Genomic DNA, 13022 nt, shown 5'->3' with positions numbered 1-13022 from the left:
TTCAGCTGGTGCTGGTCGTTCAGCTGTTGCTGAGCGCTCAGCTGTTGCTGAGCTTCTCGCGCAGCGCGGCGAGGGACGCGTCGTCGGCGAGGGTGCCGGCTCCGGTTGCCTCGCTCGTGAACGTCGAAGCGGCGGCCGGGAGGTCGAAGCCACCCTGCGCCTCTTCGGTGAGGGACTTGGCGACCTGGGCCTTGTGGGCCTCCCAACGCGCCTGGGCGGCCGCGTACTGGCCCTCCCACTCGGTGCGCTGGGTGTCGTAGCCCTCGAGCCACTCGTTGGTCTCCGGGTCGAAGCCCTCGGGGTACTTGTAGTCACCCTTGTCGTCGTACTCGGTCGGCATGCCGTAGAGCGCCGGGTCGAACTCGGTGCTCTCCGGGTCGACGCCCTCGTTGGCCTGCTTGAGGCTGAGCGAGATGCGGCGACGGTCGAGGTCGATGTCGATGATCTTGACGAAGACCTCGTCGCCCACGGACACGACCTGCTCGGCGAGCTCGACGTGCTTGTTCGAGAGCTCCGAGATGTGCACCAGGCCCTCGATGCCGTCCGCGACGCGGACGAAGGCACCGAACGGCACGAGCTTCGTGACCTTGCCCGGCGCGATCTGACCGATCGCGTGGGTGCGGGCGAAGACCTGCCACGGGTCTTCCTGGGTGGCCTTGAGCGAGAGCGACACGCGCTCGCGGTCCAGGTCCACCTCGAGGATCTCGACGGTGACTTCCTGACCGACCTCGACGACCTCGCTGGCGTGCTCGATGTGCTTCCAGCTGAGCTCGGAGACGTGGACGAGGCCGTCGACGCCGCCGAGGTCGACGAACGCACCGAAGTTGACGATCGACGAGACGACGCCCTTGCGGACCTGGCCCTTGTGGAGGTTGTTCAGGAAGGTGGTGCGCGACTCGGACTGCGTCTGCTCGAGCAGGGCGCGGCGCGAGAGGACCACGTTGTTGCGGTTCTTGTCGAGTTCGAGGATCTTCGCCTCGAGCTCCTGACCGAGGTACGGCGTCAGGTCGCGGACACGGCGCAGCTCGATGAGCGATGCCGGGAGGAAGCCGCGGAGACCGATGTCGACGATCAGACCGCCCTTGACGACCTCGATGACCGTACCGGTCACGACGCCGTCGGACTCCTTGATCTTCTCGACGTCGCCCCATGCACGCTCGTACTGTGCACGCTTCTTCGACAGGATCAGGCGGCCTTCCTTGTCCTCCTTCTGGAGGACCAGGGCCTCGACCTCGTCACCGACGTTGACGACCTCGTTGGGGTCGACGTCGTGCTTGATCGAGAGCTCGCGCGAGGGGATGACACCCTCGGTCTTGTACCCGACGTCGAGGAGGACCTCGTCGCGGTCGATCTTCACGACGGTGCCGGAGATGAGGTCTCCGTCGTTGAAGAACTTCAGGGTCTTCTCGACCTCGGCCAGGAAGTCATCAGCCGAGCCGATGTCGTTGATGGCGACCTGCTTGGGAGCCTTGGTCGTGGTGGTTGTCATGTAGAGATTGCTCCGAACGGACATGAGTCGGGCCGTGGCGGCGAGGGAGCGACCCCCGGTCCGCGAGCCGATCGGACGATCGGTGCGAGCCACCATGGCGATGAGTGTTGTTGGCGCGGATTGCGCCGCACAAGTCTATCCAGCGGGAGGGACGCCCACAACCGGGCGTGTCGGCTCAGCCGACGAGCGCACTCCGCAGGGTGTCCAGGCCGACGCCACCGAGCGCGAGGGCCCGGTGGTGGAAGGCCTTGAGGTCGAACGCCGCCCCTTCACGAGCCGCCACGTCGTCCCGGATCGACTCCCAGACGCGCTGCCCGACCTTGTACGACGGCGCCTGTCCCGGCCACCCGAAGTACCGCGCGACCTCGAACTGCACGAACGCGGGGTCCATGTTCACGTTCTGCCCCATGAAGTCGAGGGCGTACTCCCACGTCCAGCCGCCGCCGTCCGGGTTGGTCTTCTGCAGGTGCACGCCGATGTCGAGCACCACGCGGGCGGCACGCATCCGCTGGCCGTCGAGCATGCCCAGACGGTCGCCGTCGTCGTCCAGGAACCCGAGCTGCTCCATCAGGCGCTCGGCGTACAGCGCCCAGCCCTCGACGTGCCCGGACGGTCCGGCCAGCTGTCGGCGCCAGGTGTTCAGCTCGCCGCGGTTGTAGACCGCCTGGCTGATCTGCAGGTGGTGGCCCGGGACGCCCTCGTGGTAGACCGTCGTCTTCTCCCGCCAGGTGCCGAACTCGGTGACGCCCTGCGGGACGGACCACCACATGCGGCCGGCGCGCGAGAAGTCGTCGGACGGACCGGTGTAGTAGATCCCACCCTCCTGGGTCGGGGCGATCCGGCACTCCAGGCGCTTGATCGGGTCCGCGATGTCGAAGTAGCGACCGTCCATCGCGCGGATCGACTCGTCGCTGGTCTCCTGCATCCAGGCGCGGAGCGCGTCGGTGCCGTGCAGCACGCGCGCCGGGTCGGCGTCCAGCACCTCGATCGCCCGGGCGACGCTCGCCCCGGACTCGATGCGGTCGGCGATGCGCTCCTGCTCGTCGCGCATCCGCGCGAGCTCCTCGATGCCCCACTCGTACGTCTCGTCCAGGTCGACGACGGCGCCGAGGAACCGGCGGGAGTGCAGCGCGTAGTCGTCACGGCCGACGGCGTCCACCGGGGTCGCGAGCGGCAGCACGTCGTGCTCCAGGAACGCGCCGAACGACCGGTAGGCGGCCGCGGCGACCTCGGCCCCGCGGGTCAGCTCGGCGCGCAGCTGCTCGGGGACGGGAGCGCCGCCCTCGAGTGCGGCGCCGTCGGCGAGCTGGCGGAAGAACCCGTCGGGCGCGCCGTTCCGGGCGGCCTGCTCGGCGATCAGCTCGACCTGGCGCTTCGCCGCGGTCACGCCCTCGCGGGTGCCCTCGAGCAGCGTCTCGCGGTACCCCTCCAGGGCGTCAGGCAGTGCCTGCAGACGGCCGGCCACGTCCTGCCAGTCCTCGGCCGTCGCCGTCGGCATCAGGTCCAGGACGTCACGGAGCGACTGCGCCGGGCTCTGGATCACGTTGAGGTCGCGGAGGTGCAGCTTCCGCTCGTACGACTCGACGGTCAGGTCGAGCTCCGCACCGAGGTCGGTCTTCGTCACCCGGTCGACGTCGTCCAGTGCGTCGGCGGCGTCGAGCGCCCGGCGGGCGGCACGAGCGGCGTCGGCCAGGGCCGCGGCGCCTGCCGGCGACGTGTCGCCGTACCCGTCCGTCCGCCCCGGCACGCCGATGTACGTGGCGACGGTCGGGTCGAGGTCCACGAGCGTGGTGACCCACTGCTCGGCGACCTGGTCGACGGCGGACGGCTGACGGACGGGACGGTCATCGCTCATGTCACCGACCCTACCCACCGGCCCGACCGGCCCGACCGGAGCCGCCGCTCCCGCGGGTGCCGCCGCGCTCAGTGCGCCGCCGCCTCCCAGTTCGTGCCGAGCCCGACCGAGACGTCGAGCGGGACGGTCAGCTCGGCCGCGCCGCCCATGCGGGTGCGGAGGATCTCCTCGACCCGGTCCTGCTCCCCCGGTGCGATCTCGAGGATCAGTTCGTCGTGCACCTGCAGGAGCAGCCGCGAGCCGAGGCCGCCGTCACGGAGGTCCGCGTCGACGCCGAGCATCGCGATCTTCATGATGTCGGCGGCCGAGCCCTGGATCGGGGCGTTCAGCGCGGCACGCTCGGCGTTCTCGCGGAGCACCCGGTTCGGGCTCTTCAGGTCCGGGAACGGCCGACGACGACCGAAGATCGTCTCGGTGTAGCCGTCTTCGCGGGCCTGCTCGACGACGTTCCGGAGGTAGTCCCGGACCGCGCCGAAGCGGGCGAAGTACTCGGTCATCAGGGTGCGGGCTTCGCTCTGCTCGATGCGGAGCTGCTTCGACAGCCCGAACGCACTGAGCCCGTAGGCCAGGCCGTAGGACATCGCCTTGACCTTGGTGCGCATCTCCGGACTGACGTCCGACGGCTCGACGCCGAAGACCCGGGCGCCGACGAAGCGGTGCAGGTCCTCGCCCTCGTTGAAGGCCTGGATCAGCCCGGCGTCACCCGACAGGTGCGCCATGATCCGCATCTCGATCTGCGAGTAGTCGGCAGTGAGGAGCGTCGTGTACGGCTCGGCGACCGCGAAGGCCGACCGGATGCGGCGACCGACGGCGGTCTTCACCGGGATGTTCTGCAGGTTCGGGTCGGTCGAGGACACCCGGCCGGTGCTCGTGCCGGTCTGCTCGTACCGGGTGTGGATCCGGCCGTCGACCACGGCGGCGTCGAGGGTGTCGACGATCTGGCGGAGCTTCGTGGCGTCGCGGTGCTGCAGCAGCAGGCCGAGGAACGGGTGCGGGTGCTGCTCCTGCAGGTCGGTGAGGCTCGCGGCGTCGGTCGAGAAGCCGGTCTTCGTCTTGCGGGTCTTCGGCATCGCGAGCTCGGTGAACAGGACTTCCTGCAGCTGCTTCGGCGACCCGAGGTTGACCTCGTGGCCGATCTCGGCGAAGGCCTGCTGGGCGAGGTCCGCGGCGCGCTCCCCCAACTCGTGCGAGAGCCCGGTCAGCACCGGCCGGTCGATCCCGACGCCGGTCGTCTCCATCCGGGCGAGCACCGACGTCAGCGGCAGTTCGATGTCGTCGAGCACCGTGAGCGAACTCGGGTCGACGCGGGCCCGGAGCGCCGTGACCACGCGGAGGACGTACCAGGCGTGCACGCCGACGTTCACCGGGTCGGTCTCCGGCACGAGCTGGTTCGGGTCCGCCGTCGGCAGTTCCTCGCCGAGCTCCTGGTAGACGAGGTCGGCGAGGGGCTGGCCCTGCTTGCCGGGGTTCGCGAGCCAGCCGGTGATGCGGGCGTCGCCGGCGATCCCGGCGACGGTGAAGCCCGCCGTGCCGAGCGCCTTGATCGCGGCCTTGGCGTCGTGGAAGTGCTTCGGGGCGTCCGAGGCGAACCACGCCGAGAGCTGCTCGTAGTCCTGTGCTCCGCTGCCGCCGGGCACCAGCACGGCGTCGTCGTGCGTGGCGATGCCGATGGCGCTGAGGCGGCCGTCGATGACCTCCACCGCGACACCGAAGCCGTTCTCGGCGTCGGCGGCGGACTTCCGCTCCAGCCAGTGGCCGAGTTCCTCGTCGATCAGGGTCTTCACCGGCGGCGGCGTGGGGCCGGCGTCCTCGACGCTGCCGTCCGTCGTCGACGGATCGGTCGGTTCGCCGCTGCCGACGACCTTGAACACCCGGTCGAGCAGGGTGCGGAACTGCAGCGTGGCGAAGAGTTCACGCACCGCGGCCTCGTCCACCGGCCGGAGGGCGACGTCGGCGGGGCCGACCGGCAGCTCGACGTCGGTCACCAGGCGGTTCAGGCGGCGGTTCCGGATCGCCCGGTCGCGCTGCTCGCGGAGGTTGTTGCCGACGACGCCCTTGATCTCGTCGGCGTGCTCGAGCACCCCGTCGAGCGAGCCGTACTGGGTGACCCACTTCACCGCGGTCTTCTCGCCGACCTTGTCGATGCCGATCAGGTTGTCGCTGGTCTCCCCCACCAGGGCCGCGATGTCCGGGTACTGGTGCGGCTCGATGCCGTAGCGCTCGTACACCTTGTCGCGGTCGTAGCGGGTCAGTTCGGACACGCCCCGGACCGACGGATAGAGCAGCGTGACGTCGTCGTTGACGAGCTGGATGGAGTCGCGGTCACCGGACACCACGTAGACCTGGAAGCCCTGGTCGGCCCCCTGCTTCGACAGCGTCGCGAGGATGTCGTCCGCCTCGAAGTCCTCCTTCGTGACGGTGGTGATGCCCATCGCCTCGAGCGCCTGCTGCAGCAGCGGGATCTGGCCCTTGAACTCGGCCGGGGTCTCGGAGCGGGTGCCCTTGTACTCGGCGTACTCCCGCGTACGGAACGAGAACCGGGAGATGTCGAACGCGACCGCCAGGTGCGTCGGCTTCTCACGCTGCAGCAGCATGAGCAGCATCGAGATGAACCCGTGGATGGCGTTCGTGTGCTGCCCCTCGCGGTTCACGAAGCTGTCGACCGGCAGCGCGTAGAAGGCCCGGAAGGCGAGCGAATGGCCGTCGATGACCATGAGGGTAGGCTTTGCGGAGTCCGACACCCGGACAGCCTACCGACGGCCCCCGACAGGGTGCGGCCCCGGTCCTGGCAGAGCGACCACGCGGAAGGCCGACGCGACGTGACCGACGAACAGACCGTTCCGGACAGCCAGGGCGTCCAGGGTCCCCCGGCGGCAGTCGCCGAGTACCTCGCCCGCGGGATGGGCCAGCTCGCCGACAAGATGGGCATGGTCGTCACCGAACTCGGCGCGGACCGGGCCGTCGCGTCCATCCCCGTCGAGGGCAACCGACAGCCCGCCGGCCTGCTGCACGGTGGCGCGTACGTCGTCCTGGCCGAGAGCCTCGGGTCGATGGCGGCGAACATCCACGCCGGCCCCGGGCGCTACGCCGTCGGCATCGAGCTCAGCGCGTCGCACACCCGGAGCGCCACGAGCGGCCGCGTCACCGGCACCTGCACCGCGATCCACCTCGGTGGCACGCTCACCACGCACGAGATCGTCCTGACCGACGACGAGGGCCGGCGCTGCTCGACCGTGCGCATCACGAACATCATCCGCGACGCCCGCTGACACCGCGCGTCGGTGCCACCGGGCGTCAGTGACACCGGACGTCGTGACATCGGGCGTCAGGCCTCCGGCGGTCGTTGCAGCAGCAGCGGGGTGTCGCCGAACCCGAGCCGTCGGTAGAGCGTCTCACCGTCGACACTCGAGTGCACCGAGGTCCGCTCCACCCCGGCGTCGTCCGCGAGCTCGAGCAACGCGGTGACGATCCGTCCCGCGACACCGCGTCCGCGCAGGTCCGGGTGCACGTAGACCGTCTGCACGTCACCGGTCACGCGACGGCCGGGTCGGTCCGGCGTCGGCGGCCGGTCCGTCAGCGCGAGCCAGCCCATGCCGAGCACGACGCCGTCCCGTTCCGCGACCACGCAGCGGTGACTCTCCGACTGGTCGGCGGCGAACGCCACCATCGCGTCCCGGAAGTCCGCGGCGGACACCGCTGGCACCGCCCCGCCTTCGTCGACACTCCAACGCCAGCGGAGGTCGGCCACCGTCGGCAGGTCGGCCGGTCGGGAGGCCCGGATCACCACGTCGTCCATGCCCTCACCCTGCCACGTGGCCGGGTCGTGCTGGACGACGGGTCGCCGTACGACGGCTTACTTCTTGGCGCTGAGCTGCTCGATGATCGCCTTGGCGACGTCGTGCATGGTCAGACGGCGGTCCATCGACGCCTTCTGGATCCAGCGGAACGCCTCGGGCTCGGTGAGGCCCATCTTCTCGTTGAGCAGGCCCTTGGCCCGGTCGACGAGCTTGCGCGTCTCGAAGCGCTCGACCAGGTCGGCGACCTCGGCCTCGAGCGTGATGATCTGCTGGTACCGCGAGAGGGCGATCTCGATCGCGGGGAGCAGGTCGTTCGGGGTGAAGGGCTTCACGACGTAGGCCAGCGCGCCGGCCTCGGTCGCGCGCTCGACGAGCTCCTTCTGGCTGAACGCCGTGAGGAGGACGACCGGCGCGATGTGGTTCTTCGACAGCTTCTCGGCTGCGGAGATGCCGTCGAGCTGCGGCATCTTGACGTCCATGATGACGAGGTCGGGACGCAGGTCGGTCGCGAGCTGCACCGCGGTCTCACCGTCGCCGGCTTCACCGACCACGTCGAACCCGTTGTCGCGGAGGATCTCGACGATGTCGAGGCGGATGAGCGACTCGTCCTCGGCGACGACGACGCGACGGGGTGCTGCTGCGGTTGCTTCTGTGTCACTCACGACGGAGAGCCTACTAGACGCTCGATCCGACCGCGGCAACCCGGCCGGTCGCCGGAGCGACTCCAGATCAGTACGAGTGGCGGGACTCGAACCCGCACGCCAGAGGCAGAGCATTTTGAGTGCCCCGTGTCTACCATTCCACCACACTCGCGAGCGGTGCCAGCGTAGCAGCAGCGCTCCGGACCGCAGGTTCCGGCCAGGTCGCCGTCCCGCGCCGCCCCACCGCGGCGCGCGACGCCCGGTCACGGTACGGTCGGAGGTCCGGCTGACCTGTCAGGGAGGAGCCCCGTGGACTCTCGTGCCGTCCGCACGTTCCGCGCGTTCGTCGTCGTCACCGCCGTGGTCGCGGTGACCGCCGGCGTCGTCGCCGTCGTCTGGCCACGACCGACCCTCGTCCTCGTCGCGCTGCTCTTCGGTGTCTACCTGGTGGTCGCGGGCGCGATGCGGGTGTTCGCGGCGGCGCGTGGACACGGCACGCCAGCCACCTGGCGCTGGACCTCGGGCGTGGTCGGCACCCTCGTCGGCCTCGCCGGACTCGTGACGTTGCTCGACCCCGCGGTGCCGCTCGTCGTCTACGCGGTCCTCGGCGGCCTCGCCTTCCTGGTCGAGGGGGTCGCGGCCCTCGTCGGTGCCCTGGTCGGGCATCCCGGGTCCTCACGCGGGCCGACCGTCGTCAGCGGCGTGCTCTCGCTGCTCTGCGGCACGGCCGTGCTCCTCGCCCCGACGACGGCGCTCGAGGTGTTCACGGTCCTGGCGGGCATCGCGCTCGTCGGGGTCGGGAGCGCGGCCCTGCTGCTCCTGCCGGCCCGCGCCGCCGCCCGCCGCTGAGCGCGACGGGGCCCGCGGGTCCGCGTCAGCCCGTGCTGGTCCCGAAGAGCAGCCCGAGCAGGTAGGTCACGGCCGCGGCCCCGAACCCGATGCCGAGTTGCCGCAGAGCGCGCCGCAGCGGCGAGGCACCGCTCAGGACACCGACGACGGCACCGGTCCCGAGCAGGGCGAGACCGACCAGGGCGGCCGCCAGACCGATCGCCGGCCAGCCCTCGAGCCCGAACAGGTAGGGCAGCACCGGGATCACCGCACCGGAGGCGAAGAAGCAGAAGCTCGAGAGCGCCGCGCTGGTGCCGGTCCCGATCGCCTCGTGGTCGTCCGCGTCGTCCGTGACGCCCGGGCGCGGCAGCGCCGACCGCGACCGGACGACGGGGACGCCCCCGGTGGTCGGCGCGGCGAGGAGCGAGGCGATCACCTCGTCCGCGTGCGCGGCGGCCTCGTCCTCGGTCATCCCCCGCGCCCGGTAGACCAGGGCGAGTTCGTTCGCGTCGACGTCGAGGTCGGCGACCGCGTGCTGCGCCTCGGGGTGCGGCGTCGAGGCCTCGAGCAGTTCCCGCTGCGACCGCACCGACACGTACTCCCCCGCGCCCATCGACAGCGCGCCGGCGAGGAGGCCCGCGACACCGCTGAGCAGGACGAAGTGCCGGTCCGCTCCGGAGGCGCTGATGCCGATGATGAGCGCCAGGTTCGACACCAGGCCGTCGTTCGCCCCGAACACCGCGGCCCGGAAGGTCCCGGACAGACGCATCCGGCCACGGTTCGCGAGCCCACGCACCACCTCGCCGTGGATCCGTTCGTCGGCCGCCATCGTCGGGGTCGCGTCGGCGTCGTCCGCGTACGGCGAGCGGTCCTCGGCCCGCTGCATGAGCGCGAGCACGAACACCGACCCGAACCGCTTCGCCAGCGCGGCGAGCACACGGGTCCGCAGGCTGCCCGCGAGCGGTCGGCCGACGTCGTCGCCGAGCAGGTCCCGCCAGTGCTGTTCGTGGCGGCCCTCCGCCTCGGCCAGGGCCGCGAGGATCTCGCGCTCCTCACCGCTCCGTCGCGTCGAGAGGTTCCGGTAGACCGCCGCCTCGGCACGCTCGTCCGCCAGGTAGCGGCGCCACCGGTGGACGTCGGCCCGCGTCCGCGTGCTGTCGGACTGGAGGCTCGGGTCACCCATGCGACGCTCCTCGCGTGATCGGTCGGTCGGGACGGGACCACGCTACCGACGCAGGCCGCGTCCGGAACGCACCCCGGGCCTCCCGGCCGTCCGGACCGGACGTCTGCACGACACGAGGCCGCCACCCGGAGTGGGTGACGGCCTCGGATCGTGACGCTCCGATCGGGACGCTCCGATCGGGACGAGCGGCGCTCAGTCGCGGACGTACGCCGGAGCGGCCTGGGCGTGCGCGTCGCCGACGCGGTGCACCCGGAGGTCGTTCGTCGAGCCCTCGAGTCCGGGAGGGGAACCCGCCGTGACGATCACGCGGTCGCCGGGGATGGCGAGCCCGTTGCCGATGAGGACGTCGTCGACCTGCGAGAACAGCTCGTCGGTGTGCGTCTTCCGGTCGACCAGGAAGGAACGCACACCCCACGTCAGCGCCAGGCGGCGGCGGGTGGCTTCGTTCGGCGTGAAGGCGATGATCGGCAGGCCGTGGCGCAGGCGCGACATACGGCGAGCGGAGTCACCCGACTCGGTGAACACGCAGAGGTAGGACGCCTCGGTGAACTCGGCGATCTCGACGGCGGCGAGGGTGATCGCACCGCCGAGGGTGCGCGGCTTCGTGCCGAGCGGGGCGATGCGCTCGAGGCCGTGGTCCTCGGTCGACTCGACGATGCGGGCCATGGTGCGGACCGTCTCGATCGGGTAGTCACCGACGCTCGTCTCGCCGGACAGCATGACCGCGTCGGCACCGTCGAGGACGGCGTTCGCGACGTCGGAGGTCTCGGCGCGCGTCGGGATCGGCGAGGAGATCATCGACTCGAGCATCTGCGTCGCGACGATGACCGGCTTGGCCATCCGGCGGGACAGCTCGACCGCGCGCTTCTGCACGATCGGGACCGCCTCGAGCGGCAGCTCGACGCCGAGGTCACCACGGGCGACCATGATGCTGTCGAAGGCATCGATGATCTCCTCGAGCGCGTCGACGGCCTGGGGCTTCTCGACCTTGGCGATCACGGGGAGGCGCTTGCCCTCTTCGTCCATGATCTCGTGGGCCCGGACGACGTCCGAGGCGTTGCGGACGAACGACAGCGCGATGAGGTCCGCACCGATGCGGATGCCCCAGCGGAGGTCGGCCTCGTCCTTCTCGCTGAGGGCCGGGACGTTCACCGCCACGCCGGGGAGGTTGATGCCCTTGTTGTTCGAGACGGTGCCGCCGACGACGACCTCGGTGCGCACGCGCACACCGTCGGTGTCGAGGACGCGCAGCCGGACCCGGCCGTCGTCGATGAGCAGCGGGTCACCGGGCTTGACGTCCTGCGGCAGGCCCTTGAACGTCGTGCCGCAGACGTCCTTCGTGCCGGGGATGTCCTCGGTCGTGATGGTGAACTCGTCACCGACGGCCAGCTCGTGCGGGCCGTCCGCGAACTTCGCGAGACGGATCTTCGGACCCTGCAGGTCGACGAGGATCGCGACGGGCTTGCCGAGCTCCTCGGCGGCACGACGGACGTTCTCGTAGTTGGCCTCGTGCACGCTGTAGTCACCGTGGCTGAGGTTCAGGCGGGCCACGTCGACCCCGGCCTGGATGATCTGCTTGACGACCTCGTAGTCGGCGGTGGCAGGTCCGAGCGTCGAAACGATCTTTGCGCGTCTCAATGGATTCCTTCGTGTGGTGGTGTGGCTTCGGGAACGACGAGAGGCCACCAGCACCCTATCGAGTGCGGGTGGCCTCTCGTCTACGGGGAGGGGACCATCAGACCGAGATCGCCCGGTCCGTCGCCTTGACCGGGGCCGGCAGGATCGTCGAACCCTCGAGGTACTCGTCCACCTTCGAGGCGGCGGCACGGCCCTCGGCGATCGCCCAGACGATCAGGGACTGACCGCGACCGGCGTCACCGGCGACGAAGACGCCCGGCTCGTTGGTCGTGTAGTCGGCCTGGCGGCTGACCACACCCGAGACGCTCGTCGGCAGACCGAGCTGCGGTTCGAGCGTGTCGGTCTCGGGACCGGTGAAGCCCAGGGCGATGAGCACCAGGTCCGCCGGGATCTCCCGCTCGGTGCCGGCCTTCGGGACCCGGCGGCCGTCGAGGTACTCGGTCTCGGCCACACGCAGGGCGCGGACCTCACCGGCCTCGTTCGACAGGAACTCGACCGTGGACGCGAGGAACATGCGCTCCCCGCCCTCCTCGTGGGCGCTCGTGACCTCGAACACGGTCGCGAACATCGGCCAGGGCTGCTCCGACGGACGCTCGAGCGGCGGCTGCTTGCCGATCGCCAGGTTCGTCACGCTGAGCGCGCCCTGCCGGTGTGCGGTGCCGATGCAGTCCGCACCGGTGTCACCGCCGCCGATCACGACGACGTGCTTGCCCTCGGCGCTGATCTGGTTGTCGACGACCGTGCCGGCGTTCGCGCGGTTCTGCTGGACGAGGTAGTCCATCGCGAAGTGCACGCCGGAGAGATCGCGACCCGGGATCGGCAGGTCGCGCGGCACCGTGGCGCCGGTGGCGACGACGACCGCGTCGTAGCGGGACTTCAGGTCGTCCCAGGTGATGTCCCGGCCGATCTCGACGCCGGCACGGAAGCGGGTGCCTTCGGCCTGCATCTGGGCGAGGCGGGCGTCGATCTGCCGCTTCTCCATCTTGAAGTCCGGGATCCCGTAGCGGAGCAGACCACCGATGCGGTCGTCACGCTCGTAGACGGCAACGGTGTGGCCGGCACGGGTGAGCTGCTGCGCGGCGGCCAGGCCGGCAGGACCGGACCCGACGACGGCGACGGTCTTGCCCGTCAGGCGCTCCGGCGGGTGCGGGGTGACCCACCCGTTCTGGAACGCGTCGTCGATGATCGACACCTCGACCTGCTTGATGGTCACCGGCGGCTGGTTGATCCCCAGCACGCAGGAGGCCTCACACGGGGCCGGGCAGAGGCGACCGGTGAACTCCGGGAAGTTGTTCGTCGCGTGCAGCCGCTCGATGGCCTGACGACCCTCGCCGCGCCAGGTGAGGTCGTTCCACTCCGGGATCAGGTTGCCGAGCGGGCACCCCTGGTGGCAGAACGGCACGCCACAGTCCATGCAGCGACCGGCCTGACGCTTCAGCGCACCGGACTCCTGCTGCTCGTAGACCTCTTTCCAGTCCATGAGGCGGACCGGCACGGGGCGGCGGGGCGGCAGTTCACGTTCCTGGACCTTCAGGAACCCCTTGGGGTCAGCCACGGGTCACCTCCTGGGTGCGGGTCGAGCGGGAGTGGG

General features: G+C 70.6%; 10 protein-coding genes and 1 tRNA gene. 2 read left to right on the top strand and 9 right to left on the bottom strand.

The window, feature by feature from the left end; genetic code table 11:
• Window positions 1-37: 37 nt before the first annotated feature.
• From rpsA to polA, 3 genes are all read right to left on the bottom strand, one after another.
• Window positions 38-1489 carry a 30S ribosomal protein S1 gene (rpsA, locus tag QL987_RS04505; protein ID WP_111073553.1) on the bottom strand — a complete coding sequence of 484 codons (1452 nt, stop codon included), beginning with the start codon at window positions 1487-1489 and terminating at the stop codon, window positions 38-40.
• Window positions 1490-1664: 175 nt separating this feature from the next.
• Window positions 1665-3344 (bottom strand): DUF885 domain-containing protein, encoded by a 1680-nt coding sequence (locus QL987_RS04500; protein ID WP_290156450.1) that lies wholly within the window; start codon window positions 3342-3344, stop codon window positions 1665-1667.
• 68 nt (window positions 3345-3412) lie between these two features.
• Complete coding sequence (gene polA / locus QL987_RS04495) at window positions 3413-6085, bottom strand: DNA polymerase I (RefSeq protein ID WP_111073555.1); 2673 nt, start codon at window positions 6083-6085, stop codon at window positions 3413-3415.
• A 159-nt stretch (window positions 6086-6244) separates the two neighbouring features.
• Between polA and QL987_RS04490 the strand changes: the two genes are divergently transcribed.
• Window positions 6245-6613, top strand: a complete 369-nt coding sequence (locus tag QL987_RS04490; protein WP_166779355.1) for a hotdog fold thioesterase — start codon at window positions 6245-6247, stop codon at window positions 6611-6613.
• Between the two features lie 56 nt (window positions 6614-6669).
• Here the strand turns inward: QL987_RS04490 and QL987_RS04485 are convergent, their stop codons facing one another.
• From QL987_RS04485 to QL987_RS04475, 3 genes are all read right to left on the bottom strand, one after another.
• Entirely contained in the window at window positions 6670-7140 is a 471-nt protein-coding gene (locus QL987_RS04485) for a GNAT family N-acetyltransferase (RefSeq protein WP_290156449.1), read from the bottom strand.
• Between the two features lie 57 nt (window positions 7141-7197).
• A complete protein-coding gene (locus tag QL987_RS04480) occupies window positions 7198-7803 on the bottom strand; it encodes a response regulator (protein WP_110825040.1) in 606 nt (201 codons plus the stop codon).
• A gap of 71 nt (window positions 7804-7874) precedes the next feature.
• A tRNA-Leu gene (locus QL987_RS04475) sits at window positions 7875-7954 on the bottom strand.
• Window positions 7955-8091: 137 nt separating this feature from the next.
• Between QL987_RS04475 and QL987_RS04470 the strand changes: the two genes are divergently transcribed.
• Window positions 8092-8631 carry a DUF308 domain-containing protein gene (locus QL987_RS04470; RefSeq protein WP_181439121.1) on the top strand — a complete coding sequence of 180 codons (540 nt, stop codon included), beginning with the start codon at window positions 8092-8094 and terminating at the stop codon, window positions 8629-8631.
• Window positions 8632-8656: 25 nt separating this feature from the next.
• On the opposite strand, the gene QL987_RS04465 is transcribed toward QL987_RS04470, so the two are convergent.
• The 3 genes from QL987_RS04465 to QL987_RS04455 form a co-directional block, all read right to left on the bottom strand.
• The gene (locus QL987_RS04465) at window positions 8657-9793 is read right to left on the bottom strand and encodes a VIT1/CCC1 transporter family protein (RefSeq protein WP_221850274.1); all 1137 of its coding nucleotides are present in this window, start codon (window positions 9791-9793) and stop codon (window positions 8657-8659) included.
• Between the two features lie 192 nt (window positions 9794-9985).
• Complete coding sequence (pyk, locus tag QL987_RS04460; RefSeq protein ID WP_290156448.1) at window positions 9986-11431, bottom strand: pyruvate kinase; 1446 nt, start codon at window positions 11429-11431, stop codon at window positions 9986-9988.
• A gap of 97 nt (window positions 11432-11528) precedes the next feature.
• Complete coding sequence (locus tag QL987_RS04455; RefSeq protein ID WP_290156447.1) at window positions 11529-12986, bottom strand: glutamate synthase subunit beta; 1458 nt, start codon at window positions 12984-12986, stop codon at window positions 11529-11531.
• Window positions 12987-13022: the final 36 nt, after the last annotated feature.

Origin of the sequence: Curtobacterium sp. APC 4022 (assembly GCF_030407555.1) — a bacterium.
Classification (GTDB): domain Bacteria; phylum Actinomycetota; class Actinomycetes; order Actinomycetales; family Microbacteriaceae; genus Curtobacterium.
This window is presented reverse-complemented; position numbering and strand designations above follow the sequence as displayed.

Excerpts from the sequence above, each read along its gene's own strand:
- QL987_RS04485 (WP_290156449.1), bottom strand. The coding sequence starts at position 7,140 with ATGGACGACGTGGTGATCCGGGCCTCCCGACCGGCCGACCTGCCGACG.
- QL987_RS04490 (WP_166779355.1), top strand. The coding sequence starts at position 6,245 with ATGGGCCAGCTCGCCGACAAGATGGGCATGGTCGTCACCGAACTCGGC.
- rpsA (WP_111073553.1), bottom strand. The coding sequence starts at position 1,489 with ATGACAACCACCACGACCAAGGCTCCCAAGCAGGTCGCCATCAACGAC.
- QL987_RS04465 (WP_221850274.1), bottom strand. The coding sequence starts at position 9,793 with ATGGGTGACCCGAGCCTCCAGTCCGACAGCACGCGGACGCGGGCCGAC.
- QL987_RS04500 (WP_290156450.1), bottom strand. The coding sequence starts at position 3,344 with ATGAGCGATGACCGTCCCGTCCGTCAGCCGTCCGCCGTCGACCAGGTC.